General features: G+C 73.1%; 24 protein-coding genes and 1 tRNA gene. 14 read left to right on the top strand and 11 right to left on the bottom strand.

Annotation, left to right across the window (positions count from 1 at the left end):
- Window positions 1–146: 146 nt before the first annotated feature.
- From ACTWP5_RS06000 to ACTWP5_RS05990, 3 genes are all read right to left on the bottom strand, one after another.
- Window positions 147–1,007, bottom strand: a complete 861-nt coding sequence (locus tag ACTWP5_RS06000; RefSeq protein WP_443219677.1) for a choice-of-anchor K domain-containing protein — start codon at window positions 1,005–1,007, stop codon at window positions 147–149.
- 221 nt (window positions 1,008–1,228) lie between these two features.
- Window positions 1,229–1,438, bottom strand: a complete 210-nt coding sequence (locus tag ACTWP5_RS05995) for a DUF397 domain-containing protein (protein WP_443219676.1) — start codon at window positions 1,436–1,438, stop codon at window positions 1,229–1,231.
- Window positions 1,422–2,225 carry a helix-turn-helix domain-containing protein gene (locus ACTWP5_RS05990; RefSeq protein WP_443219675.1) on the bottom strand — a complete coding sequence of 268 codons (804 nt, stop codon included), beginning with the start codon at window positions 2,223–2,225 and terminating at the stop codon, window positions 1,422–1,424. Before ACTWP5_RS05990 ends, ACTWP5_RS05995 begins: the two co-directional genes overlap by 17 nt.
- A 270-nt stretch (window positions 2,226–2,495) precedes the next feature.
- Here ACTWP5_RS05990 and ACTWP5_RS05985 point away from each other — a divergent pair, with 270 nt between their 5' ends.
- The 5 genes from ACTWP5_RS05985 to ACTWP5_RS05965 all read left to right on the top strand — a co-directional run bounded on the left by ACTWP5_RS05985 (window position 2,496) and on the right by ACTWP5_RS05965 (window position 6,814).
- Window positions 2,496–2,663 carry a hypothetical protein gene (locus tag ACTWP5_RS05985; RefSeq protein WP_443219674.1) on the top strand — a complete coding sequence of 56 codons (168 nt, stop codon included), beginning with the start codon at window positions 2,496–2,498 and terminating at the stop codon, window positions 2,661–2,663.
- Window positions 2,660–3,130, top strand: a complete 471-nt coding sequence (locus tag ACTWP5_RS05980) for a DUF7848 domain-containing protein (protein ID WP_443219673.1) — start codon at window positions 2,660–2,662, stop codon at window positions 3,128–3,130. Before ACTWP5_RS05985 ends, ACTWP5_RS05980 begins: the two co-directional genes overlap by 4 nt.
- A 163-nt stretch (window positions 3,131–3,293) precedes the next feature.
- Entirely contained in the window at window positions 3,294–4,760 is a 1,467-nt protein-coding gene (rox, locus tag ACTWP5_RS05975) for a rifampin monooxygenase (RefSeq protein ID WP_443219672.1), read from the top strand.
- Between the two features lie 125 nt (window positions 4,761–4,885).
- Complete coding sequence (locus ACTWP5_RS05970; RefSeq protein ID WP_443219671.1) at window positions 4,886–6,346, top strand: ATP-binding protein; 1,461 nt, start codon at window positions 4,886–4,888, stop codon at window positions 6,344–6,346.
- Window positions 6,347–6,406: 60 nt separating this feature from the next.
- The gene (locus ACTWP5_RS05965) at window positions 6,407–6,814 is read left to right on the top strand and encodes a VOC family protein (protein WP_443219670.1); all 408 of its coding nucleotides are present in this window, start codon (window positions 6,407–6,409) and stop codon (window positions 6,812–6,814) included.
- Window positions 6,815–6,940: 126 nt separating this feature from the next.
- Here the strand turns inward: ACTWP5_RS05965 and ACTWP5_RS05960 are convergent, their stop codons facing one another.
- From ACTWP5_RS05960 to ACTWP5_RS05945, 4 genes are read right to left on the bottom strand one after another with little or no spacing between them, the layout of a single operon-like run.
- Entirely contained in the window at window positions 6,941–7,903 is a 963-nt protein-coding gene (locus ACTWP5_RS05960) for a carbohydrate ABC transporter permease (protein ID WP_443219669.1), read from the bottom strand.
- The gene (locus ACTWP5_RS05955; protein ID WP_443219668.1) at window positions 7,900–8,811 is read right to left on the bottom strand and encodes a carbohydrate ABC transporter permease; all 912 of its coding nucleotides are present in this window, start codon (window positions 8,809–8,811) and stop codon (window positions 7,900–7,902) included. The genes ACTWP5_RS05960 and ACTWP5_RS05955 overlap by 4 nt, the downstream gene beginning before the upstream one ends.
- Window positions 8,808–10,172 (bottom strand): extracellular solute-binding protein, encoded by a 1,365-nt coding sequence (locus ACTWP5_RS05950; protein ID WP_443219667.1) that lies wholly within the window; start codon window positions 10,170–10,172, stop codon window positions 8,808–8,810. Before ACTWP5_RS05950 ends, ACTWP5_RS05955 begins: the two co-directional genes overlap by 4 nt.
- A gap of 21 nt (window positions 10,173–10,193) precedes the next feature.
- The gene (locus ACTWP5_RS05945) at window positions 10,194–11,849 is read right to left on the bottom strand and encodes an SLC13 family permease (protein ID WP_443219666.1); all 1,656 of its coding nucleotides are present in this window, start codon (window positions 11,847–11,849) and stop codon (window positions 10,194–10,196) included.
- A gap of 265 nt (window positions 11,850–12,114) precedes the next feature.
- On the opposite strand from ACTWP5_RS05945, the gene ACTWP5_RS05940 reads away from it, so the two are divergent.
- Complete coding sequence (locus ACTWP5_RS05940; protein WP_443219665.1) at window positions 12,115–13,176, top strand: hypothetical protein; 1,062 nt, start codon at window positions 12,115–12,117, stop codon at window positions 13,174–13,176.
- A gap of 338 nt (window positions 13,177–13,514) precedes the next feature.
- Here the strand turns inward: ACTWP5_RS05940 and ACTWP5_RS05935 are convergent, their stop codons facing one another.
- Window positions 13,515–13,781: a hypothetical protein gene (locus ACTWP5_RS05935; RefSeq protein ID WP_443219664.1), complete on the bottom strand. Its 267-nt coding sequence runs from the start codon at window positions 13,779–13,781 to the stop codon at window positions 13,515–13,517.
- Between the two features lie 101 nt (window positions 13,782–13,882).
- On the opposite strand from ACTWP5_RS05935, the gene ACTWP5_RS05930 reads away from it, so the two are divergent.
- On the top strand, window positions 13,883–15,751 hold the full coding sequence (locus ACTWP5_RS05930; protein ID WP_443219663.1) for a pyridoxal phosphate-dependent aminotransferase: 1,869 nt from the start codon (window positions 13,883–13,885) through the stop codon (window positions 15,749–15,751).
- Here ACTWP5_RS05930 and ACTWP5_RS05925 read toward each other — a convergent pair.
- Window positions 15,732–16,793 carry a LacI family DNA-binding transcriptional regulator gene (locus ACTWP5_RS05925; RefSeq protein ID WP_443219662.1) on the bottom strand — a complete coding sequence of 354 codons (1,062 nt, stop codon included), beginning with the start codon at window positions 16,791–16,793 and terminating at the stop codon, window positions 15,732–15,734. The two genes, ACTWP5_RS05930 and ACTWP5_RS05925, sit on opposite strands and share 20 nt — an antisense overlap.
- A gap of 233 nt (window positions 16,794–17,026) precedes the next feature.
- On the opposite strand from ACTWP5_RS05925, the gene ACTWP5_RS05920 reads away from it, so the two are divergent.
- Window positions 17,027–18,058, top strand: a complete 1,032-nt coding sequence (locus tag ACTWP5_RS05920) for a glycoside hydrolase family 16 protein (RefSeq protein ID WP_443219661.1) — start codon at window positions 17,027–17,029, stop codon at window positions 18,056–18,058.
- Window positions 18,059–18,217: 159 nt separating this feature from the next.
- Here the strand turns inward: ACTWP5_RS05920 and ACTWP5_RS05915 are convergent, their stop codons facing one another.
- Window positions 18,218–19,159, bottom strand: a complete 942-nt coding sequence (locus tag ACTWP5_RS05915; protein ID WP_443219660.1) for an AEC family transporter — start codon at window positions 19,157–19,159, stop codon at window positions 18,218–18,220.
- 167 nt (window positions 19,160–19,326) lie between these two features.
- Here ACTWP5_RS05915 and ACTWP5_RS05910 point away from each other — a divergent pair, with 167 nt between their 5' ends.
- Window positions 19,327–19,623 (top strand): type II toxin-antitoxin system VapB family antitoxin, encoded by a 297-nt coding sequence (locus ACTWP5_RS05910; RefSeq protein WP_443219659.1) that lies wholly within the window; start codon window positions 19,327–19,329, stop codon window positions 19,621–19,623.
- Between the two features lie 92 nt (window positions 19,624–19,715).
- A complete protein-coding gene (locus tag ACTWP5_RS05905) occupies window positions 19,716–20,438 on the top strand; it encodes a LytR C-terminal domain-containing protein (protein ID WP_443219658.1) in 723 nt (240 codons plus the stop codon).
- A gap of 123 nt (window positions 20,439–20,561) precedes the next feature.
- Here ACTWP5_RS05905 and upp read toward each other — a convergent pair whose 3' ends face one another.
- Window positions 20,562–21,194 (bottom strand): uracil phosphoribosyltransferase, encoded by a 633-nt coding sequence (gene upp, locus ACTWP5_RS05900; protein WP_443219657.1) that lies wholly within the window; start codon window positions 21,192–21,194, stop codon window positions 20,562–20,564.
- Between the two features lie 370 nt (window positions 21,195–21,564).
- On the opposite strand from upp, the gene ACTWP5_RS05895 reads away from it, so the two are divergent.
- The 4 genes from ACTWP5_RS05895 to ACTWP5_RS05880 all read left to right on the top strand — a co-directional run bounded on the left by ACTWP5_RS05895 (window position 21,565) and on the right by ACTWP5_RS05880 (window position 23,554).
- Window positions 21,565–22,089, top strand: coding sequence for a tRNA adenosine deaminase-associated protein (locus tag ACTWP5_RS05895; RefSeq protein WP_443219656.1), 525 nt, complete (start codon window positions 21,565–21,567; stop codon window positions 22,087–22,089).
- Window positions 22,090–22,207: 118 nt separating this feature from the next.
- Window positions 22,208–22,645 carry a tRNA adenosine(34) deaminase TadA gene (gene tadA, locus ACTWP5_RS05890; protein ID WP_443219684.1) on the top strand — a complete coding sequence of 146 codons (438 nt, stop codon included), beginning with the start codon at window positions 22,208–22,210 and terminating at the stop codon, window positions 22,643–22,645.
- A gap of 28 nt (window positions 22,646–22,673) precedes the next feature.
- A tRNA-Ser gene (locus tag ACTWP5_RS05885) sits at window positions 22,674–22,760 on the top strand.
- 122 nt (window positions 22,761–22,882) lie between these two features.
- Entirely contained in the window at window positions 22,883–23,554 is a 672-nt protein-coding gene (locus ACTWP5_RS05880) for a UTRA domain-containing protein (protein WP_443219655.1), read from the top strand.
- Window positions 23,555–23,613: the final 59 nt, after the last annotated feature.

Here is a 23,613-nt window from a genome sequence, read left to right as displayed (position 1 = left end):
CGGAACGGAAGATAAGCAGGTGGTCCATGGGAAGGAAGCGGCGCTGGCCCCACCGCGTTGAGTGCCTGATCAGGCGGTCATGGGCGTCGCTCGCCGGCGGCACGGCGGAGCCGTGGTCGGCGTCGGTCGGACGGGGACGCGTGCGGTCAGGGGGTGGGCACCTTCTTCTCGCCGTAGGGGAAGTCGGAGACGGTCTCGCCGTTCGTGTTCTGGAGCAGGGCGGTGTCACCCTTGTTGTTCCAGATCGGCCGGTTGACGCCGTAGGAGAAGCCGCCGGACTCGGGGTGCGTCTCGTTGGTGTACACCCGGATCCGCTGCCCCGGCTGGAGCACGGTGCCGGCGGGGAAGTGGAAGTCCTGCCCGGAGTCGTCGGCGCCGAGGTACCAGCCGGAGATGTCGGCGGGCTCGCTGCCGCGGTTCATGATCTCGACGTACTCGTCGGCCTGTTTCGGCGCCGTGCCCCTGAAGTGCACGTGGGTGATGACGACGTCCGGCTCGCCGGCACGCGCGAACAGCGCGACGACGTCGGCGCTGTTCGCGCTGCCCTCCTGGCTGACGAACCGCCGGACGATCTGCCCGTTCTGCTTGAAGCCGCTGATGACGACCTGGTACTTCTCCCCGTCGACGGTGACCTCCTCCGGCGAGACGAACGTCGGCAGGTCCACCAGGTCCTCGGGCGCGGGCCCGTCGTTCGGCGTCTCGTTGTGGTGGAAACGGAAGCTGAAGTCGCTCGTGGTGCCGTCCTCGAACGTGACGTTCACGGCGAGGTCGACGTCGAACTCGCGCTGGGGCAGGGCCGGGATCGGGAAGTTCTCGTGGGTGAAGGTGCCGAGCGTGAACTCGGTTCCGTCGAGCTTCACCTCGACGGAACCGCCCCGGAAGACATAGCCGCTCTTCGAACCGTCCGCCGCGTTGCCCCATCGGACGTGGTCCGTGGCGAGTCCGGTGAAGGTCGAGGTGTCCGCGGTGGTCGACGGCCATGATCCGGACGTGGTCGCTGTGCTCATGCGCGGTGGCTCCCATGTGTCGGAGGTAGCTGCCACGGGGCTACCCGGGAGATTTCGTGACCATCCGGCCGAGGGCTTGGGGTCATCCGTTCGGGGCGCGTTCCGGGGATCTCCGTTTCCGAAGGTCCGATGGTGCCTGTCGCCGATGCCGTACGTACGAGCCCTGCTGCCAGGACTCAAAGAGGCGGACTCCTTACCGATCGGCTCCGGCCGTGCCGTCGTCAGGCGCCCGTGATCGTCCTGAGAAACGCGGTCCAGGCGGGGGTGGCGAAGGTGAGGGCCGGGCCGTGGGGGTCCTTGGAGTCGCGGACGGGGACGGCGCCGGTCGTCGTGGCGACGGCGGGCGCCCATTCGACGCAGCCGCCGCCGTTGTTGTTGCTGTAGCTGGACTTGACCCACGCCATGCTGGAGGGGTCAGGAATGGTCCTCATCGGGGAGTGCCTCCATGACGCGATTGAGGAACGCCGCCGTCTCGCGGGGCGAGAGCGCGTGCGCACTCAGTAGATCGTATGCGCGCTGGCGGGCACTGACCCGTTCCCGGTCTTCCATCAGGGTGCCGGAGTCGATGCTCTCCTCGTAGGAGACCACCGTCCCGTCAGCGACGGTCATCAGCGTCAACGTGCCTCCTGACAGGGCGTGTTCCCCGTGTGCGAACGGGATGAGCTGGACGACGCCGTTGGGGCGCTCAACCTGATCGATGAGGAAGGCGAGTTGCGCACGCATCGTGGCGTTCCCACCCACCGGGCGTCGGATCGCCGCCTCGTCGAGGATCGCTGAGTAGTAGAGCGGGTTCGGCCCGAGCAGCCGTTGCTGTCGGTTCAGTCGGGCATCGACCAGCCGTTGGACCTCGCTCTCGCTCCGCTGGGGGTCGCCGACGCGGAAGCAGGCCCGGGCATAGTCCTCGGTCTGGAGCAGGCCGGGGACGATCATCCCGGCGTACTCCACGATGGTGTGGGCGCGGGCTTCCCACTCCATGCGGTGGCGGTACTGGTTGGGGTGGATCTCCAGCCTGAGTAGCTCGTAGAGCTCGGTGAACCAGCCGCCGGTCTGGAAGACGCGGTCGGCGATCTCGCTGAAGCCCTCCTGGGGGAGGGTCTCGGCGAGTTCGAGGCGGGAGAGGGTGCTCTTGCTGACGTGGAGCTTCGTGGCCGCCGCGTCCAGGGGCCACTCCTCGCGGTTGCGGAAGAAGCGCAGGCGGGAGCCGTAGAAGTGCCTCACGGAGGCATAGGGGTCCAGCTGTCGTGATTCGAAGGTCACTTTCACCCCATTTGTCTGTCTCAAGATGACGATGGGACAGTGATGGCCTGTCAGCTCGCCGCATCGCTGAGCGACGGTCGCCATACTCAAGGTAGTTCACCCCTGTCCCATCAGGGGCGAACTTCTCGTGATTCATGGGGACTTCTGGCGACTCGCGACAGCAGGAACCCCCGCGGCCGACGCAACCGGCCCGGGGGCGTGGTCGCCAACCACTCGAACGGAGCTGACGACATGGCTCACAGTAACCCGGCCCTGGCCGACGACGAAGAGCCGCAGGTCGAGGCGGCCGATGCCGCGCCTGGGCCCGACCTCACGGCCACCGACGATCTGCTGGAGCGCGCCCGGCGGCTCGACGACGAGGTGCGGCGGCACCTGGCGGCGAAGGGGGTGACGTTGTGACCAGCGGAAACGTCGTGCTGCGCGGGGCGGAGTTCGCGTTGTGCGCCGAGCGTCGGCTCGACGCGCCCGCTGCCACCTACGTCGCCACGTGCCTGCTGTGCCGGGCCGCGTCGGGGGTCGGCGAGTACGACCGGAAGCCGGCCGCCGTCTGGTCGATCGAGCACACACGGCGGAACGGGCTGGCGCACAGCCAGTTCGAGCTCACCACGCGGCGCCACTGGCGTGTCGACCCGGTGGCCGGGCCGGCGCCGCCGGTCCGGGCGGAGATCCCCGTCCGAGCCCACGTTCCGGAACCCACGGCGCGGCGACACCGACGTGCCCGGCCCGCGGTGGCGTCCGCGTCGGCGTCGTGGCCGGTCGCCGTCACCGCCGTCGCCGTCGCGCTCCTTCTCGGCTGTGCCTGGTTGCTCCTGGGGCCGCACGACGTCACCGGCACGGGCGCCGGCGCTCTCTGGCCGCGTCCCTGACGTCACGGCGGGGCGGAAACAGGGCGCCAAAAGACAAAGGCAAGGAGCTCGACAACTCCTTGCCACTCTCAACGTATAGCGCACGGGGGGCCTTGCGGCAAGGCCCCCCTCGTGCCGCACAATCGCCGCCCGAAGCCAGGACCTGCGGAAATGGGGGGCTGTGATGATCGACGTGATCGTGGTCGGCGGTGGGCCGACCGGAATGATGCTGGCGGGCGAGCTGCGGCTGCACGGCGTGCGCGTGGTCGTGCTGGAGAAGGAGACGGAGCCGACGCCGTTCGTCCGCGCGATGGGCCTGCACGTGCGGAGCATCGAGGTGATGGACCAGCGCGGGCTGCTGGAGCGCTTCCTCCCGCTGGGCCAGCGGTACCCGGTCGGCGGGTTCTTCGCCGGCATCGCGAAGCCCTCGCCCGAGCTGGACAGCGCGCACGCCTACGTCCTCGGCATGCCGCAGCCCGTCATCGACCGGCTGCTGGCCGAGCGCGCCGCCGAAGTCGGCGCCGACGTCCGGCGCGGCTGCGAGCTGGTCGGGCTGAGCCAGGACGAGGACGGCGTGACCGCCGAGCTGGCCGGCGACGGGGGGCGGCTGCGTGCGCGCTACCTCGTCGGCTGCGACGGTGGCCGCAGCACGGTGCGCAGGCTGCTGCGCGTCGGCTTCCCCGGCGAGCCCTCCCGGGTCGAGACGCTGCTCGGCGAGATGAGGCTGACCGTGTCGCCGGAGGAGCTGACCGCCGTGGTGACCGAGGTCCGCAGGACCCAGCTGCGGTTCGGCGCCATGCCCCTGGGCGACGGGTTCTACCGCGTCGGCGTGCCCGCCGAGGGCGTCACCGAGGACCGGACGGCGCCGCCGCCGACGATCGAGGAGTTCAGGCGCCAGCTGCGGGCGGTGGCCGACACCGACTTCGGCGCGCACGCGCCACGGTGGCTCTCCCGCTTCGGCGACGCGACCCGGCAGGCCGAGCGCTACCGGGTCGGCCGGGTGCTGCTGGCCGGCGACGCGGCGCACATCCACGCGCCGGTGGGCGGGCAGGGCCTCAACCTCGGCGTCCAGGACGCGTTCAACCTCGGCTGGAAGCTGGCCGCCGAGGTCGCCGGCTGGGCCCCGGAGGGACTGTTGGACAGCTACCACGCCGAGCGGCACCCCGTGGCCGCCGACGTGCTCGTCAACACCCGCGCGCAGATGCAGCTGATGTCCACCGAGCCGGGGCCCCGGGCGGTGCGCCGGCTGCTGTCGGAGCTGATGGACTTCGAGGAGGTGAACCGGCACCTGACGGAGAAGATCACCGCGACCGGAATCCGCTACGACGTCGGCGGGGGCGACGAGGGCGGCCACGAGCTGCTCGGCCGGCGGATGCGGGACGTCCGCCTGAAGGGGGGACGCCGCCTGTACGAGCTGACGCGGGACGGTCGCGGCCTGCTGCTCGACCAGACGGGACGGCTCTCGGTGGCGGGCTGGGAGGACCGGGTCGACCACGTCGTGGACGTCGTCGACGACGAGGAGGTCGGCGACCGGCTGAACGCGCCCGCGCTGCTGCTGCGGCCGGACGGCCACGTGGCGTGGGTCGGCGACGACCAGTCCGCACTGCTCGACCGCCTGCCCCGCTGGTTCGGCGCCGCCCACGCGTCCTAGCCGTGGTGTGCCGGGGCGTCGGCGTCGCAGCCACGCGGGCCAGAGACTATCCTCGTGGATAGTATCGCTAGCGATAGTATTGTCAGCGATACTATCGGGCGCACAGCTATCGGAGGGTGTGGGCGATGCATCGCTTCGTTGGACGGCAGCGTGAGCTGCGCGTTCTCCGCGAGACGCTCGACGAGGTCCGTTCCGCCACGGGGCCGCGCGGCAGGCCGGGGCAGTGCCTCCTCATCCGAGGGCGGCGACGGGTGGGGAAGTCGAGCCTCGTGGAGGAGTTCCTCCAGCGGATCGACGCGCCCAGCGTCTTCTTCACGGCCGCGGGGCAGCCGGCTGAGCGGGAGCTGGCGGAGTTCGCCGACGCCGTGGAGGGCTCGACGCTGCCCGAGGAGGCGCGGGAGCTGTTCACCCAGGAGGCCCCGACGCAGTGGAACGCCGCCTTCCGGCTGCTGGCGGAGGCCCTTCCCGACGACACGCCCAGCGTGGTCGTGATCGACGAGGTGCCGTACCTCATGCGCCGAGTCGACGCGTTCGAGGGGATGCTGCAACGCGCCTGGGACCGGCAGCTCAGCCGCAAGCCGGTCCTGCTGCTGCTCATCGGCTCCGACCTGTCGATGATGGAGGCGCTCAACAGCTACGAGCGCCCCTTCCACCAGCGCGGACGGGAGATGGTCGTCGGTCCGCTCAACCCCGCCGACCTCGCGGAGATGCTCGACCTCCCGCCGGCAGCCGCGTTCGACGCCGCGCTCGTCACCGGCGGGCTGCCGCTGCTGTGCCGGGAGTGGCGGCCGGGTGAGGGGCTGTGGGACTACCTCGGGCGGTCCCTCGACAATCCCGTCTCCGCCCTTCTCGTCTCGGCGGAGCGCTCGCTCGCGGCGGAGTTTCCGCGCCAGGCGTTGGGCAGGGAGGTGCTGGCCGCCATCGGCGCGGGCGAGCGCACGTTCACGAACATCGCGCGCGCCGCGGGCGGGATCTCCCACACCACCCTCACCAGGGCGACCGAGCTGTTGACCGCCAAGGGAGTCGTCGCGGGCGAACTGCCTGTCTCGACACGTCCCTCCAAGGAACGCCGATACCGCGTCACCGACCCGTACCTTCGCTTCTGGCTGGCGTTCCTCCGGCCGCGCATGGCGGAGATCGAACGCATGCGGGGCGACCTGACGCTGGCACGGATCCGGGAGGGCTGGGCGAGCTGGCGCGGGCGGGCCGTGGAGTCGTTGGTCCGCGCATCGCTCGCGCGCCTGCTGCCGGACCCGGACGGCGAGCTGCCGGCGGCGCCGGTCGTCGGCGGGTACTGGACCCGTGGGAACGCCGTCGAGATCGACATCGTGGGCGCCGACCGGCAGCCCGTCGCGAAGCGGCTGCTCTTCCTCGGGTCGATCAAGTGGCTGGAGAACGCGGCCTTCGACGCCCACGACCTGGCCGCGTTGCACAAGCACCGGGCGGCGGTCACGGACGAGCCCGTGCCGCTCGTCGCCGTCTCGCGCGGAGGCGTGAGCAGCGAGGTCGGCGGCCTCGGGGGCCTGGCGGCGGCGTACGGCCCCGGGGAACTGCTGGCGGCCTGGCGGGGCACGCCAGCGCTCTGACCGTGACGGTTCGCCGGGTGGGGATGGTGCGCCCGTGCGGCTTGCAGGCAGGATCGCCTGATGACTCATCTCGGACTGGTGACCGTGGTCGTGCGTGACTACGACAAGGCCATCGCCTTCTACCGGGACGTCGTCGGGTTCGAGCTCCTGGAAGACACCCGGATCGACGAGGACAAGCGGTGGGTGGTGGTCGCTCCGCCGGGCGCGCGGGAGACGGCTGTACTCCTGGCCAGGGCCGTGACCGACGGGCAGGAGGCTCGTGTCGGAGACCAGACCGGCGGCCGGGTCGGTTGGTTCCTGAACACCGACACGTTCGAAAGCGACTACGAGCGGATGCGGGCGGCCGGGGTCGTGTTCGAAGAAGCTCCCCGGCAGGAGCCCTACGGCACGGTTGCCGTCTTCCGAGACCTGTACGGGAACCGCTGGGACCTGATCCAGCCGCGCCGGCCCGGTGGCACCGGGCGGTAGACGGGTCTGGGGCGTCGGCGATGCCGCTCGCGGCGACCTGCCACCCCAGCGGATGCCCGTCCGGCTGCGGATGCGGGCACGATCCTTGCGCTCGACGGCCATGACGGACCGTGAGTGCGGGGCTTCTCACCCCTTCACCGCGCCCTCCGTCAGGCCCGACAGGACCGTGCGGCGGAAGATCAGGACCAGGAGGGCGATGGGGACGGTCGCGGCCATCGCGGCGGCGAAGATCGTGCCGTAGGGGACCTGGTACCGGTCGCCGAAGACGGCGATGCCGACGGGGATGGTGCGCAGGTCGTTCTCGCTGTTGAGGGTGAGTGCCATCAGGAACTCCGTCCAGCAGGCCGTGAACGTGAAGACGCCGGCGGTGAAGAGGGCCGGGCCGGCCTGCGGGAGGACCACGGAGAAGAGGGTGCGGTTGGCGCTGGCGCCGTCGATCGTCGCGGACTCCTCCAGCTCGGTCGGGAGGTCCAGCAGCGAGTTGCGCAGCAGCCAGATCGCGAACGGCAGGTGGAACGCGACGTACGGGATGATCAGGCCGGGGTAGGAGTTGAGCAGGCCGAGCTGCCGTTCGACGAGGTAGAGCGGGGTGACGACGGCGATCATCGGGAAGACGGAGATCACCAGCAGGCCGACCATGACCGGCGTCCGGCCGCGCAGCGGCAGGCGGGCGAGGGCGTAGCCGGCGAAGAGCGCGAGGCCCAGCACGACGGCGGTGGCGCTGACGCAGACGATGACGCTGTTCAGCAGGTAGCGGCCCATGTCGGCGGTGACGAGGGCCGCGTGGTAGGTGTCGAGGGTGGGGTCCTCAGGCAGGAGGGTCGGGGGTGAGGCGCCGGCCTCGACGGGCGTCTTGAACGACGTGAGCGCCATCCACAGCAGCGGCGCCGCCGTGACGGCGACGACGGCGAGGCCGCCGAGGGTGACGGGGTTGGCGTAGCGGCGGACGCCCGTCCTGCGGCGGACGCCCGTTCCGTGGCGGACGCCCGTTCCGTGGCGGGCACCCGTGCGGTGGTGGGCACCCGTTTCGTGGCGGGCACCCCTTCGCCGGCGGACGCCGGCCGCGCCGCGGCTCCCCGGCCGGTTCACAGCGTGCCGCCTCCCTGTTCGACCTGGGAGCGGAAGAGACGCAGGAAGAGCAGGCAGGCGGCCAGGACCAGCAGCCCCGTGGAGGTGGCGACGGCCGCGCCCATGCCCCAGTCGAGGTCCTGGAAGAGGGACTTGTACCCGAGGATCGCCAGCGACTGCGTCGCCGTTCCCGGGCCGCCCTGCGTGAGGACGAACGGCAGGTCGAAGATGCCGAACGCCTGGAGGATGCGGAAGAGGACGGCGACGGCGATCACGGGCCGCAGCGCGGGCAGCACGACGTTGAGGAAGGTGGTCCACGCCCCCGCGCCGTCGACCGCGGCGGCCTCGTAGCGGTCGCGCGGGATGCGGACGAGGCCGGCGAGGACGATGACGGCGACGAACGGCGTCGTCTTCCAGACGTCGGCGACGGCCATGGCGGTGATCGCGGGCGCGGGGGTGCCGAGGATGACGGGCGGCTCGGCCTGCACCAGGTCGAGCAGCCACGTCACGGCGCCGTAGGAGGCGTTGTAGAGGTAGCCCCACAGCTGGGCGGAGACGACGGTGATCATCGACCAGGGGATGAGGAGCAGCGCCAGCAGCCAGCCGCGGCCGATCTCCAGGTGGTCCAGCAGGACGGCGACGGCGATGCCGAGGGCCAGTTCGACGGCGACGGTGGCGACGGTGTACCCGACGGTGAAGAGCAGGGCGTCCGGCCAGGCGGGGGACGTCAGCATGGTGGTGTAGTTGCTGATCGTCCAGTGCTCGATCTCCATGCCGCCGTAGGTGAGCCGGACCTCGGCGAAACCCATGGCGACGGAGTACGCGACGGGGAAGAGCGTGACGGCGGCGACGACGACCAGGGCGGGCGCGGTGTAGTACCAGCCGGTGCGGGCGCGGCGCTGCCGCAGACTCCGGGGCGCGCGCGTCACAGGTACGTCCCTTCCAGCGCGTCCGCCATGTCCGCGCGGGCGGCGGTCAGGGCCGCGCCCGCCGTCCGGCCGCCGTTGAGCACCGGGTTCACGTTCGTGTACACGGCCTTGCTGACCTGCGGGTACCGGGGCGTCTGGGTGGGGCGGGCGACGAGCGTCACGCGGTCGGCGAGGGCGAGCGTCGGGGTGTCGCTGCGGCGCGCCTCCGCGCTGGCCGTGGCGGAGGCGAGGGCCGGCAGGTAGGCCGAGCGGCGCATCATCAGGGTCTGCGCCTCCTCCTCGGCGCAGAAGCGGGCGAGGGCGACGGCGGCGCCGAGGTGTGCCGAGTGCGGGTTGACGATGTTGCACCAGCCGCCGAGGCAGCCGTGGCCGCGCCGGGGCAGGCCGGCGAAGCCGGGGCGGGGCGCGACGCCGACGCGTCCGCGCACGGGGGAGTCGGGGGCGTTCACCACGTCCCACACGTAGGCCCAGTTCCGCAGGAACGCGGCCTCGCCGGCGGTGAACGCGTCGGTGGTGTCCTGCTCGCGGAAGGTGGCCGTGGCCGAGGGCACGACGCCCCGGGCCACGGCCTCGTCGAGGAAGGCCAGGGCGCGGCGCCCCGGCTCGCCGCCGAGGGTGACGCGGCGGCCGGCGGGGTCGAGGAGGGTGCCGCCCGCGTCGGCGACGAACTCCGCGACGTTGCAGGTCAGGCCCTCGTACACGGCGCCCTGGAGGGCGAGGCCGACCTCGGCGTCGCCCGCGTCCACGATCCGCTCGGCGGCGTCGGCGAGCTCCTCCCAGGTGGTGGGGGCGGGCAGGCCGTGCCGGTCGAGGAGGTCGGTGCGGTAGTAGAGGTACGGCTGGTCGGCGTAGAAGGGGAAGGCGTGCGGCTCGCCCTCGTAGGACAGGGCGCGCACGAGGGCGGCGGGGTAGCGCTGCCAGAACGCGGGCGGGGCGAGGGTGCCCAGCGGCAGTGTGAGGGCGTTGTACGCGAACTGCGCCGGCCAGATCACGTCGCCCATGTACAGGTCGGGGGTGGCGGCGCCGCTGGCGACGACGGTGGAGATGGTCGAGCGGGTGATGTCGGTGTTGGCGGGGGCCTCGACCAACTCGACCGCGATGTGGGGGTGGCGGGCGCGGAAGGCGTCGACGAGGAGCGGGCGCAGGTCGCCGCCGTCGTTGGTGGCCAGGCGGAAGGACCACCAGCGCAGCCGCGTCGGCCGCGTCGGGACCCTGGCGGCGGCGTCGAGGTCGGGCGCACCGCCGCCCGGCCCCGCGCAGCCGCTCACGCAGCCGCCCGCGAACGCCGCGAACGCCGCGACGGCCGGCGCCGTGGTGGCGCCGGCCGTCGCGGTGAGCAGCCGCCTGCGGGTCAGCGGCACGGGACCTCCTGAGACGTGGGATCAGCCGAAACCAACCACGTCGATCATGACCGGGAGGAAGAGAATGATCAGGATTGCGCCGACGATGTCGAAAGTGATGCCCGAACGGATCATGCGTGTGATGGAGACCAGCCCCGATCCGTAGGCGATCGCGTTCTGCGGCGTGGAGACCGGCAGCATGAAGCCGAACGACGCCGCGAAGGTCGCCGCCAGCGCCGCCTGGAACGGATCGACGCCCGCCGCCATCGCGATGGGCAGGATGATCGGCACCACCACCGAGGCGGACGCCGTGTTGCTCGTGGTCTCGGAGACGAGGATGGCCAGCACGGCGGCGAACGCCGTGATGGCGAGGGCGTCGGTGAGGCCGAGCCAGTCCGAGGCGGACTCGCCGATCGTCTCGGCCAGGCCCGTGGAGGCCAGCAGCGAACCGAAGACGATGCCGGTGCCGAACAGCACGATCGTGCCCCAGTCGATGCGGGCGGCGTCGCTCCAGTTGAGGGTGGCCTGCCGGCGGCGCCAGTCCACCGGGAGGACGAACAGCAGCGCGGCGCCCAGCACCGCGACGATGCCCTCGTCGAGCCGGTTCGAGACCGTCTCGTAGACCGAGGAGTCGGTGCCGGCGAAGAGCGCGACGATGCCCGGCGTGACCCACAGCGTCACGGTGATGCCGAAGGCGAGGAGCGTGTTCTTCTCCGCCCGCGACATCCGGCCGAGCTCCGCCCGCTGGCCGTGGACGTACGCCTCCACGCCCTCCAGCTTCCTGATCTCCGGCCGGTTGACCAGCAGCAGGATCGCGGCGAGGGCGACGAACATCAGGGCGCAGATCGGCAGCGCCATCGCCGTCCAGTCGAGGAAGGAGATCTTCTCGCCGGTCTGCTCCTCGATGTGCTCGCGGCCGATGAGGTTCGGCGGCGAGCCGATCGGGGTCAGCAGGCCGCCGACGCTCGCGCCGTAGGCCAGCATCAGGATCAGCGCCGCGCCGAGCCGCAGCCGCAGCGGGTCGAAGTCGGCGGCGACGACGCCGCGGTCCTGCATCAGCTTGGCCATCACCGAGAGCATGCCGAGCGCCGTCGGCAGCAGCATCGCGACGGTGGCGGTGTTCGAGACGACCGCGGACAGCAGGCAGGTGATGACGCCGAAGGCGACGATCACGCGGGTGGTGGAGCGGCCCACGCCCGGCAGGGAGAGGATGCGGAACGCGAAGCGGCGGGCCAGCCCGCTCTGGAGCATCGACTGGGCGAGGATGAACGCCCCGATGAAGGTGAAGAGCGTGCTCGACCCGAAGGGCGCCAACGCCTCGTCGGCCGGCACCACGTCGAGGACCACGATGGCGCCGACGCCGATGAGGCCGCCGACGGGGATCGGCACGGGCTCGGTGACCCACAGCACGATCACGCCGAGGAGCACGGCGGCCAGCTGCTGCTCCTGGACGGGCATGTCGAGGGGGAGGAAGAGGAACACGACGGTGACCAGCGGTGCGAGCCACAGGCCGGTGGTCTGGCGTGCCTTCTCGAAGCGCTCCTCGGCGGGGGTGAGGCGCTGCTCGCCGAGGCTGCGGTAGGTGGAGTGGCCCAGCAGGGCCTTGTCCACGTCGGTGCGGGGTGGAGCGGTGGTCTCGGTGGTCTCGGATCTCTTCTGCTGTGACCGGTCGGTCTGATCCGGCTGGTCTGACGTCATCGGCAGCCCCCTGGCCTGAAACGGGAACGAAGCGGAAGCGGATGTGGGGAGAGGAGCGGGCTCGGGAACGGGAACGGGAACGGGCTCGGGCTCGGGAAACGGGCTCGAGAACGGTGTATGAAACACCTGTTCGTGGTGGTGCGTGTTTCACATCTGCCCCAGGAGTGCGCCTTCGATGCGCCCGGGCACGGCCCGGGAACGGCAGGGCAGCCCACGGCGTCTCAGCCCTCGACGAGGACGTCGTGGGGCAGGGGGGATGAACACGATGACCACATCGGTGAGTTACGTCGACCGATCATGGAACCCGCTGGTCAGCACCATCGAGCTGACCGGCGAAGGGCTGAGGGTCGGCACGCGGCGCATGCCGCTCACGGAGCTCAACCTGCCGGCGATGGCGGACGCCTACCTGCGCGGCTGCTGGCTGGGCGGGGGCGGCGGCGAACGGCCGCTGACCGCGATACCCGAGGACAGGGGCCGCGTCCCCGTCATCCGCCTGACCGGTTCCTCCCTGCCGGTGGTGACGCGGCGCGCCGCCGCGTTCGCGCGGGCGCTGGGGGAGCTGTCGGTGCGGCTGTCCGGTGGGCCGGACGCGGTGAGGGCGGCGGCGGAGCAGGCGCGGCGCGAAGGCGTTCCGCTGTGGATCCTCCGCCGTCGCGCGCGGGGGCCGGCCGGGCTGGTCGACGTCGCGGTGGACCGGCGGCTGGTGCGCGCCGACGTGTGGGGCCCCGACGCCCCCGCCGTGCGGCTGCGCGGTCCGCACGGCCTGGTGCCGGGGCCGCAGGCCTACCGCCAGCTGTGGGTGAGGGTCGGCGAGGAGCAGGCCGGCCTCGACGTCGTGGCGGCGAGGTGGCGGCGGCGCGAGGTGGTGCTGCGGACGTCGTTGGGGACCTGGCGGCTGGCCCGCGAGGACCGCCGCCGCTCCGCGCTGCTGCGCGACGGCCGGCCGGTCGCGACGGTCAAGGCCCCCTCGCCCGCCGCTCGGCGGCGCGCGACGGTGGTGCTGCCGCTGGCGGAGGTACGGCTGACCAGCGGCGACCCGCTCGACGCCGTGATGGCGCACTTCTTCGGCGTCTGCTTCGGCCTGGGCGACGGCACGGGCTCGGTCCGCTTCGGCACCCGCCGCCGGCTGCCGGATCCCGAGCTTCCGGAGGTCTGGGAGCAGCCGTGGTTCAGCGGGCTCGGACCCGGCCGCGACGACTCGGGGCCGGGGGCCGGTGGGGACGGCTGGGGCTCGGGCGGGGACGGTGGCGGAGACGGCGGTGGCGGCGGAGACGGAGGAGGCGGCGGAGACGGGGGCGGTGGGGGCGGTGGCGGCGGAGGCGAGTGAGCCACGACCAGGCGGCGACCGCCCAGCCGACGTAGGGGAGGGCCCTGGCGGCGCGCCGCACGGCGGCCCGTCCCGCGGCCCGCCCGGCGAGCCGTCCCGTGGCCCGTCCCGCGCGTCGGGCGGTCCTCGTGCCGGGGACCCTCACGCCGACCAGCGCCGTTTCGCTCCGAGCGCGCGCCTCGCCCCTCCGGACGCGCCTCCTGCTCCCGCACGTGCGTCCCGCGCCGTCCTGAGCGCACCTCGCTCCCCTCGGGTGCTCCCGGTGCTTCCGGTGCTTCCGGTGTTCACGGCGCTCCGGTCCCCTTCCCGGTCCCCGTCCCCGTTCCGGTCCCGGGGGCTCACTCCGACCACAGCCCGCGGGCCAGCAGGAGCTCGCGGGCCAGCCGGGCGCCGCGCGCGGCACGGTCGTCGGCCGGGTCCTGGAGAGGACCGCGTTCCAGCCCGTCGATCAGGGCGTGCACCGCCTGGGTCAGGGAGTCCACCTGGGCCTCAAGCTGCATGACCCGGTCCTCGGCGGAGTGCCATCGCCCCTCCTGCCGCTCCAGGTACTCCTGCTGTGCCGCCTGTGCCTGCTCGCGTGCCTGCTCGCGTGCCTGGTCCGTCATGGCCGGGAACCTTCCGACGTTCACCCGTTTGGTCGGATATGACCAGCGTGTCACCCTGGCTCGATCGAGGCAACGGCTCGCGGCGCTGCGATGATCGATGTGTGGAGCACGTGACCCCAGCCCGCCCGCCCGTGCGCCCACGCGTGCCGGGGCTGTCAGCGACACTCGCCGTCAACGAGGCGCTGCGCGCCCGCCGCGCCGCGGGCCTGCCCGTGCTGAACCTCGGCTTCGGCGAGGCCGGCCTGCCCGTGCCCGACGGCCTCGCCACGGTGCTGGCGCGCGCCGCCCGCCTGAACGGCTACGCGCCGGTCGCGGGCACGCCCGAGGCGCGCGAGGCGGCGGCCGGCTGGTTCGCCCGGCGCGGCCTGCCGACCCACCCGGAACAACTCGTTCTCGCGCCCGGCAGCAAACCGTTGCTCTACGCGTTGCTCGCCGCCCTGCCCGGCGACGTCGTGCTGCCGCGCCCCGCGTGGGTCAGCTACGCGGCACAGGCCGCCCTCGCGGGCCGACGCGTCATCTCCGTGCCCGTGCCCGCCGAGGCCGGCGGCGTCCCCGACCCCGACCTCCTCCAGCCCGCACTCGCGAACGCGCGCGCCGCGGGCGCCGAGCCGGGCGTGCTGGTCCTCACCGTTCCGGACAACCCGACGGGCACGGTCGCGAGCGCCGACCACGTCCGTCGGGTGTGCGACATCGCGGAACGGCATGGGCTGGCCCTGATCGCCGACGAGATCTACGCGGAACTCGTCCACGACCACCTCCCCGACCAGCCCCATCCCGCCCTGCCACGCGCCGTCACGCACCTGCCGGACCGGACCGTGATCACCACGGGGCTCAGCAAGTCCCTCGCGCTCGGCGGCTGGCGCGTCGGCTTCGCGCGCCTGCCGCGCGGACCGTGGGGGCGGCGCCTGACGGACGGGCTCCTCGGGGTGGCGAGCGAGCTCTGGTCGGCGCTGGCCACGCCCCTCCAGGCGGTGGCCGCGCACGTGCTGGCGGACCCGCCGGAGATCGTCGACCACGTCGCGGCGGGACGCGCCCTGCACGCGGCCGTCGCGCGCGCCGTCCACGCCGAGTTCCTGGCCGTCGACGCCCGCTGCCGCCCGCCGCGGGCGGGCTTCTACCTCTATCCCGAGCTGCCCTGGGACGGCGCGGGAGCCGACGCGAGCGCCGACGCGGGCGGCGGCGCCGCGCTCGCCGCCGCGCTGCTGGAACGCCACGGGGTGGGCGTGCTGCCGGGGGAGGCGTTCGGCGACGATCCCGCCACGCCGCGCGTCCGCGTCGCGACCGGCCTGCTCTACGGCGAGACCGACGAGCAGCGGTGGCAGGCGCTGCGCGCTGCCGACCCACTCGCGCTCCCCTGGATCGCCGACGCCCTCGCCCACCTGCGCCGAGCACTCCGCGCCGTCACGTCGACCACGCCGGAAACGTCGGCCGTCACGGCCGTCTCGGCAACGTCGGAGACATCGACCACGTCGTTCACCCCGGCGTTGACCCCGCCCGCCGTGTCCGGGACGCCCGCGTCGCTCGCCGCGCCCGGATCGCCGGCCGCGCCTGAGGCTCCTGCGTCGCCTGGGCCGCCCGGGACACCGGCCTCGCCCGGGACGCCCACTTCGCCCGGCTCGCCCGCCGCGTCCACCGCATCCGGAGTGCCGGCCTCGCCCGCCGCGCCCGGGGCGCCCGCGTCGTCCACCACGTCCGGAGTGCCGGCCTCGCCCCTCGCGTCCGGGGCGCCCGCGTCGCTCGTCGCACCTGGGACGCCTGCGTCGTCCGTCGCGTCTGGGGCGCTCGGGTCGCCCACCGCGTCCGCCGTGCCCGAGCCGCCCGAGCCGCCCGAGGTGCGGGCGGCGAGGGCGGAAGGCGAGGGAGGCGAGAAGGGCGAGAGAAACGAGGCAGGCGAGGCAGACGAGGGAGGGGAGGGAGGGGAGCCGCGTCCGTCGGGGGCGCCGCCTCCCGTCACGCCGACTGGCGTATGACCAGCTGCGCCGGCGTCACGACGGGCGCCAGCCGGTGCTCCGCGCCCGGCGACCCGGATGGACGCGTGCCGCCGCGCCCGAGCCGCCTCAGCAGCAGCCCCGCCATCAGCTCCCCCATCCGCCGCACGTCCTGGCGCACCGTGGTCAGCGGCGGGTCGGCCCAGCCGGCCGGCTCCAGGTCGTCGTACCCCACGACCGCCACGTCCTCCGGCACGCGACGGCCGGCGGCGCGCAGCGCCCGCAGCGCGCCGGTGGCCATCAGGTCGTTGCCGGTGAAGACCGCGTCGAGGTCGGGGCGGCGCGCCAGCAGGTCCGCCATGGCGTGTTGACCGCTGTCGGGCGTGAAGTCCCCGTGGGCGAGCAGCGAGCCGTCGGCCCGCCTCGGGCCGAGCGCGTCCCGGTAGCCGGCGAGCCGGTCCTGGGCCGCGGTCTGGTCGAGCGGGCCGGTGATCGTGGCGATGGTCCTGCGGCCCTGTCCCAGCAGGTACGTGACGGCCTGTCGGGCGCCGTCGCGGTTGTCGGTGTCGACGTAGAGCAGCTCCGGGTCGTCGCTCGCGCCGGGCCAGCCGGGTCGGCCGCCGTAGACCGTCGGGAGGCCGGAGGCGCGGGCGATCGTCGGGAGCGGGTCCTTGTCGTGCAGCGAGAACATCAGCGCGCCGTCGACGTGCCGGGCGGTGAGGTAGCGGGCGATGCGTTCGTAGTCCGAGGGGCGTTCGACGAGGAGCAGCAGCAGTTGGACGTCGCGGCTGGAGAGTTCGCGGCTGATGCCGCGCAGCTGCTGCGAGAAGAACGGGTCGGCGAACACCCTCGTCTCGGGCTCGGCGATGACCACGGCCACCGCGCCCGTGCGGCGGGTGACCAGGCTCCTGGCCGCCTTGTTGGGTACGTAGCCGAGGGCCGCGACCGAGCGTTGGACCCGTTCCCTGAGCTCGGCCCGGACGCCCGGGGTGCCGTTGACGACGCGGGAGACCGTGGCGCGGGAGACGCCGGCGTGCGCCGCGACGGCCTCCAGGGTGGGGGCGGTGAGGGGGGATCCTTGCACGTTCAAATCCTCTTGTCTCACGGGCTCTTGACGGTACCGTCCGGGATCGGCATCGTGCAGGGGCAAGACCTGAGAGCGCTCTCAGGCCGCTGTGCGAGCTTCGCTGAGAGCGCTCTCACGCTACACCCCCCACAGGTGTGCACGGTCGAGCGTCACATCCCCCACACGTCGAGCACCGCTCCCCCACACATCGAAAGGTGCGACACACGATGAACCTCATGATCAATGATGTCATGAGCACGAAAAGGCGGCCAGGGCGTCCCGACCGGCGGCGTCGCCGCGGGCGCGCCGGACTGGCCGCCGTCCTCGCGGCGTTCGCCGCGGTGACCACCTGGGCCACCATGGCGCCGCAGACGGCCGGAGCCGCCGACGCCGCAGCCGCCGACGCCGCAGCCTCGGCGAGCGGCGCCGCCGAGGTCCGGCAGGAGACCCGAGACGCGAAGGAGCCCGCCGTGCTCGCCGAGATCTGGCGCGATGACTTCGACGGCGCCGCCGGCTCGTCGCCCTCCAGCGAGAACTGGATCATCGACACCGGCACCGGCTACCCCGGCGGCCCCGCCAACTGGGGCACGGGCGAGATCCAGACGTACACCGCCGACCCCGCCAACCTGCAACTCGACGGCGAGGGCCACCTGCGCATCACGGCTCTGAAGAACGGCGACACCTGGACCTCGGCGCGGATCGAGACCCAGCGCACCGACTTCGCCGCACCCGCCGGCGGCCTGATGCGCATCGAGGCCGGCCTGCGGCTGCCCGACATCACCGGGGACGCCGCGCTCGGCTACTGGCCGGCGTTCTGGACCCTCGGCGACGCGTACCGGGGCAACTACTGGAACTGGCCCGGCATCGGCGAGATCGACATCATGGAGAACGTCAACGGCGTCGACCAGACGTGGAACGTCCTCCACTGCGGCGTCAACCACGGCGGTCCGTGCAACGAGACCAACGGCCTCGGCGCCAGCACGCCGTGCACCGACTGCCGCGCCGGCTTCCACACCTACGCGGTGGAGCTGGACCGCACCGGTTCGACGGAGTACCTGCGCTGGTACCGCGACGGGCAGCTGACGCACACGATCAGCTCGGCCGGCGCGGGCATGGACGCCCAGACCTGGTCCAACGCCATGCACCACGGGCACTTCATCCTGCTGAACCTCGCCATGGGCGGGGCGTTCCCGAACGGCGTCGCCGGCCAGTCCACGCCGACCGCGGCCACCCAGCCGGGCGCCTCGCTGCTCGTGGACTACGTCTCGGTCGCCGTCTCCTGACCCGACCGGCCTCACGCACCACCGCACCACCGCACGACCGCCCCTCCGCTCCACCCCCTGCCCCGCCGCACCGGCCCGAGCCGGCGCGGCGGGGCGCTCCGCGCGCCCTCGCCCGCCCCTTCACCTCGCCTGCCTCGCGCCCGCCCGCTCGCCGCTGTCTCAGCCCAGCAGGAGCGTGACCACGGTCAGCGCCGGGACCGTCATCACGGTGGAGATCAGGATCGACTCGCGGGCCAGGCGCGTGGCGATGTCGTAGTGGGCCGCGTAGGTGTAGAGGTTCTGGGCGGCCGGCAGCGTCGCGACCGCCACGACCTGGAACTGGGTGGTCGGGTCGAGCCGGAAGATCCCCGCGCTCACCGCCCAGGCCACCACCGGATGGACGACGGACTTCAGCGTCACCGACAGCAGCACCGGCCACCGGTCGTCCCCGCGCAGCGGGCGGCTGGCGCCGTGGAGCGACACGCCGAAGGCGATCAGCACGCCCGGCACCGCCATCGCCCCGAGCTGGCCGGCGGGCTGCATCACCGCCTCGGGGAGCGTCACGCCGCTCGCCGCGACCGCGACGCCGGCGAGCGTCCCGATCACGATGGGGTTGCGCACCGGCGCCGTCACCGTCCGCCAGACCCGGGCGCCCCACGACGCCGGGGCCTTCCCGGAACCCGGCTCGCTCCCGTCCAGCAGGACCAGCGCCAGCGGGCTGAGCAGCAGCTGCTGGAAGAGGAGGAGCGGCGCGACGAGGGTGGTGTCGTCGAGGACGTGGACGGCGACGGGGATGCCGAGGTTGGCGGCGTTGACGTAGGAGGCGCAGAGCGCGCCGATCGTGGTGCGGCCCAGGCCCCAACGGCGCACCGCGCCCACCACGGCGAAGACGGCGGCGACGGCGACGGTCGCGACGCCCGTGGCCAGGAGCGCGGGGGAGAAGATCGTCGCCAGGTCGGCGTCCGCGAGGGTGGTGAACAGCAGCGCCGGGGTCGCGACGTGGAAGGTGAGCCGGACCAGCACCTGCCGGCCGTCCTCACCCAGCGTGCCGCGCCAGCCCAGCAGGTACCCGACGCCGATGATGCTCGCGATGACCGCGAAACCGGTGATCAGACCGTCCACGACGTCCTGGCCTGGTGGTCGGCCCGCCCTTCACCGAACACCGGATCCCTCATCGCGCGCATGCCCGAAATACTCCGTCGCGCGCCCGCGCCGGGTCAAAACGTTCCCGCGTGCCGGTTGCCTCGACGAGGCTGCGGACCGACCTTCCTGACCGGTAGGCTCTCCGTGTGATCTTCAAGCGCATCGGCAACGGACGACCGTACCCCGACCACGGCCGGGACAACACCCGGCAGTGGGCGGACGTCGCGCCGCGCCCCGTGCGTCTTGACCAGCTGATCACCACCAAGGGCCAGCTCGACCTGGAGACCCTGCTCGCCGAGGACTCCACCTTCTACGGGGACCTCTTCGCGCACGTCGTGAAGTGGCGCGGGGACCTGTACCTGGAGGACGGGCTGCACCGGGCGGTGCGGGCGGCGCTCCAGCAGCGTCAGGTGCTGCACGCCCGGGTGCTTGAGCTGGAGTGATCCTCGGCGTGTCGTTGCCCCGTTCAGGGCGAGCACGATCCTTCGGCTGATCATGTGTAGGCACTGGCCATGGGGCTGACTACGCTGCGTCCATGAGCATGCTGACTCCGCCGGGTATGCGAGGCCGGAAGTACCGCGTCACCGGGAACCGCTATCCCCGGATGCGTTCCCGCACGCGCCGCCGCAGGAAGGTGCTCGTGACGATCGCGGCCGTCGCCCTCGTCGGCGTGTTGGGGTACGGAACGACGGAGCTCGTCGGCATCTTCACGGCGGAGGACGAGGGCGGTGGCAGCGCCTCCGGCGCCGGGGCCGGCGCATCCCAGCAGAACGGGCCCGGCTGCCCACCGACCGACGGGCGCGGCGGCGAGGACGCGGGGCCGACGCTGCCGGCCGTGCTCCCCGAGCCCGAGGCCATCACGGTCAACGTCTACAACGCCACCACCCGCACCGGCCTCGCGCAGGACACCGCCGACCTCCTCGCCGAGCGCGGCTTCGTCGTCGGCGAGGTGGCCAACGCGCCCGCCCGGCTCGACGGCAGGGTCAAGCAGTCGGCGCTGCTGCTCGGCACGGCGGGCGCGCGGAGCTCGGGCGCGCTCGCCGTCGTGGGCAGCCAGCTGGAGGGGGCGGAGACCGGGGACCCGAAGGCGGCGGGCGGGGCGCGGGAGGTGGACCTCGTGATCGGCAGGGGCTTCACCGAGCTGCTGACGCCCCGCGCGGCGGAGCGCCAGCTGGCGGCCCTGGTCAACGCCGACGCCTCGCCGGAGCCGAGCCCGGGGGCCGGGCCACGTCCGTCCGGCAGCCCGGAGAGCTGCTGACACGGCACGGTGGACGACGCGCCGGACGCCACGGTGGACGACGCGCCGAGCGCCACGGTGGCCGGCACCCGGCCGGCCCGCCCGGCACGTCGTTCGTCGCGCCGTCCAGCCGGCCGTGCGCCGTCAGGCCTGGCCGTACATCCGGTCCCCGGCGTCACCCAGGCCGGGGACGATGAAGCCCTGCTCGTTGAGCCGCTCGTCCAGCGCCCCGGTCACCACCGTCACCGGGGCCCCCGACAGCTCGGCCTCCATGCGCTCCACGCCCTCGGGCGCCGCCAGCAGGCAGATGGCCGTCACGTCCTCCGCGCCTCTCGCTATCAGCTCCCGGATCGCGGCCACGAGCGTCCCGCCCGTGGCCAGCATCGGGTCGAGCACATAGACCTGGCGCCCGGTCAGGCGCTCCGGCATGCGGTTGGCGTACGTGGACGCCTCCAGGGTGGACTCGTCGCGGATCATGCCGAGAAAGCCCACCTCGGCGGTGGGGAGGAGGCGCACCATGCCGTCGAGCATCCCGAGCCCGGCCCGTATGATCGGCACGACCATCGGACGCGGGTGGGAGAGCCGAACACCCGTGGTGGCCGCCACCGGCGTCGTGATGTCGACGAGCTCCGTGCGGACGTCGCGGGTCGCCTCGTAGGCCAGGAGGGTGACCAGCTCGTCGGCGAGCCGCCGGAACGTCGGGGAGTCGGTGCGCGCGTCGCGCAGCGTGGTCAGCTTGTGCGCCACCAGCGGGTGGTCAACGACATGGGTCCGCATGGACTGCACAGTAGCGAACGGCACGGACAGGCGGCCTGGGCCGGGAGCCGTCGGGAGTCGTCCGGCGCCGTCCAAAGGGCGTCCGGAGGCTGTCCGGGGCCGTCCGGCGCCGGCCGGGACGAGTGACGAGGGTATCGAGGTGGACAGCGCGGGGACCGGTGTGGAGAGTTGTCCCTGCAAGGACGAGTGAGACATGGACGCATGCTGTGGGATGTGACGGACGTGCAGGCATCCGTGCCGAGCCCAGGGGTCGGGCAGCCGGGAAGAGTACGCGGGGACATCCCGTTGGCGAAGTGTCGAGTTACCCGACAGCACACCCCTTTTCTGCCACGATGCAGGTGGCACGCCGAACCGAGTGGGGAGAGACACGGTGTACTTCACCGCACTGCTCGCGCGGACCGATGACGGTTGGGAAGCGAGCGACACAGAGCTCGATGACGTGGAGAGTCTCGACGAGCTGGCCGAGTTGGCCCGCGAGAGCTCTCCCGATGACGAGACCGTTCTCGTCTGCATCGAGCAGGAGGGATCCTGGTTCGGCATCGTCCGGGTGGACGGCGAGGACGACCCCAGGGTGTTCGTCTCCGACGCCGCACGGGCGATGCGCAGCGCCTACGGCGAGATCCTGCTGACCGACGAGTTGCTGGGCCGCGAGCCGGAGGACCCGAGCGTCCTGGACCAGCTGGTCGACCTCGACGGCACCGAGGACGGCCTGGAGGACGAGGAGGACGACGAGCCGCTGGGCTCGGAGGTTCCGCGTGGGCCGCTGGGCGACGTGGGCCTCCTGGCCGACCTGGGCATCGACGCCGGCACCGTGCTGAAGCTCACGCCGGACGACGCGCTGAGCTCGATCGCCGACGCCCTGGGGTGCTCGGAGGTGCTGGAGGCGGTCAGGTGAGGCCGGGACCGCACCGGGGACGTCGGGTGCGTCGGGCGTGACGGGACCGTCGGGCGCGACGGGGGCCTCGGGCGTGACGGGCTCGGGGGACCCGCTGCGTGACCCGTGGCGGCCCGCGATGCGCCGGGCGCTGGAGGAGGCGGGCGCGGCCCGGGCGACGGGAGACGTGCCGGTCGGCGCCGTGCTCCTGGGCCCCGGCGGCCCCGACGGCGAGGTCCTCGGCCACGGACGCAACGAGCGCGAGGCCACCGGCGACCCGACGGCGCACGCCGAGGTGCTCGCGCTGCGCTCCGCCGCCACCCGCCTGGGAAGGTGGCGGCTGGCCGGCTGCACCCTCGTCGTCACGCTGGAGCCGTGCACGATGTGTGCGGGCGCGAGCGTGCTGGCCCGCGTCGACAGGGTCGTCTACGGCGCGGTGGACGAGAAGGCGGGCGCGGCCGGCTCGCTCTGGGACGTCGTGCGTGACCGTCGCCTCAACCACCGTCCCGAGGTGGTCGGTGGGGTGCTGGCGGAGGAGTGCGGCCGGCTGTTGACGGACTTCTTCCGGGCACGATGACCTCTGGTCGGCTGATAGGCTTCCTCTCGGTAGCGTGTCCGAGCGGCCTAAGGAGCTCGCCTCGAAAGCGAGTGTGGGGGCAACTCCACCGAGGGTTCAAATCCCTCCGCTACCGCTCAGAAGCAGTACGTGTGAGGGGCGGACCCGGTGGCGGGTCCGCCCCTCACACGTGTTCCGCCGCGTCGTGGCCGTGTCGTGCGGGCGGGAGGCGGCACGGGCGGGTGAGGATGTGCCGGCATGAAGAACGATGATCGGACGGACGCCGCGAGCCCGGACCCCGGCGGCTCCCCGCGCCGGATGCGGCGGAGCAACGAGCGGCACCAGTGGGAGAAGGACCGGGCGCGGCGGCCGTTGCGCGAGCGGCTGCGGACGGGGGCGAAGGAGCGGGACAACCGGCTGGATCCCAGCGACCTCGACTTCACCATCGGCTACCGCACCACCGAGGCCGACGAGGAGCTGGCCGCCGACTTCGGAGTGCCGCCCGGGACCCCGCTGCTCCAGCGGCGTTACGAGACCCGCCAACGGCACGAGCGGGCCGCGTTCGAGATCTCCCACTCGTGGCTCGTCCGTGACCACATCGCCGCCAACCCGGCGCTGCTCGACGAGACGAACGAGCCCTGGCCCGGCGGCACGCCGCACCAGCTGTGGACGGTCGGGATCGAGGTGGCGCGGATCGTCGAGCGGGTCACCCGGGTGCGCCCGCCGAGTCCCGAGGAGGCGCGGGTGCTCGGGATGGCGCCGGACGCGGCCGTGATCGTGCTGCGCAAGACGTGCGAGGACGCCGCCGGCCGGGTGGTGGAGGTGGCGGAGGTGGTGCTGCCGGGGGACAGGACGGAGCTCGTCTTCGTCACCCCGCTCGCCCCGTGGGACGCGGAGGACGCGGAGGACGCGGAGCGGTCCTCCGGCTGAGCCGGGAGGGCCGGGCGGACCGGAGCGGGCGAAGACCGGTACGACTGTCGGTGCGGCGG

The sequence above is a fragment of the Streptomyces sp. 4N509B genome, assembly GCF_052245655.1.
In the GTDB taxonomy this organism is placed as follows: Bacteria; Actinomycetota; Actinomycetes; order Streptomycetales; family Streptomycetaceae; genus Streptomyces.
The sequence above is the reverse complement of the archived record's forward strand: the minus strand, read 5'-3'. Positions and strand labels throughout refer to the sequence as shown.

Excerpts from the sequence above, each read along its gene's own strand:
- ACTWP5_RS06000 (WP_443219677.1), bottom strand. The coding sequence starts at position 1,007 with ATGAGCACAGCGACCACGTCCGGATCATGGCCGTCGACCACCGCGGAC.
- ACTWP5_RS05995 (WP_443219676.1), bottom strand. The coding sequence starts at position 1,438 with ATGAGGACCATTCCTGACCCCTCCAGCATGGCGTGGGTCAAGTCCAGC.
- ACTWP5_RS05985 (WP_443219674.1), top strand. The coding sequence starts at position 2,496 with ATGGCTCACAGTAACCCGGCCCTGGCCGACGACGAAGAGCCGCAGGTC.
- rox (WP_443219672.1), top strand. The coding sequence starts at position 3,294 with ATGATCGACGTGATCGTGGTCGGCGGTGGGCCGACCGGAATGATGCTG.
- ACTWP5_RS05970 (WP_443219671.1), top strand. The coding sequence starts at position 4,886 with ATGCATCGCTTCGTTGGACGGCAGCGTGAGCTGCGCGTTCTCCGCGAG.
- ACTWP5_RS05965 (WP_443219670.1), top strand. The coding sequence starts at position 6,407 with ATGACTCATCTCGGACTGGTGACCGTGGTCGTGCGTGACTACGACAAG.
- ACTWP5_RS05945 (WP_443219666.1), bottom strand. The coding sequence starts at position 11,849 with ATGACGTCAGACCAGCCGGATCAGACCGACCGGTCACAGCAGAAGAGA.
- ACTWP5_RS05940 (WP_443219665.1), top strand. The coding sequence starts at position 12,115 with ATGACCACATCGGTGAGTTACGTCGACCGATCATGGAACCCGCTGGTC.
- ACTWP5_RS05935 (WP_443219664.1), bottom strand. The coding sequence starts at position 13,781 with ATGACGGACCAGGCACGCGAGCAGGCACGCGAGCAGGCACAGGCGGCA.
- ACTWP5_RS05920 (WP_443219661.1), top strand. The coding sequence starts at position 17,027 with ATGAGCACGAAAAGGCGGCCAGGGCGTCCCGACCGGCGGCGTCGCCGC.
- ACTWP5_RS05905 (WP_443219658.1), top strand. The coding sequence starts at position 19,716 with ATGAGCATGCTGACTCCGCCGGGTATGCGAGGCCGGAAGTACCGCGTC.
- upp (WP_443219657.1), bottom strand. The coding sequence starts at position 21,194 with ATGCGGACCCATGTCGTTGACCACCCGCTGGTGGCGCACAAGCTGACC.
- tadA (WP_443219684.1), top strand. The coding sequence starts at position 22,208 with ATGCGCCGGGCGCTGGAGGAGGCGGGCGCGGCCCGGGCGACGGGAGAC.
- ACTWP5_RS05880 (WP_443219655.1), top strand. The coding sequence starts at position 22,883 with ATGAAGAACGATGATCGGACGGACGCCGCGAGCCCGGACCCCGGCGGC.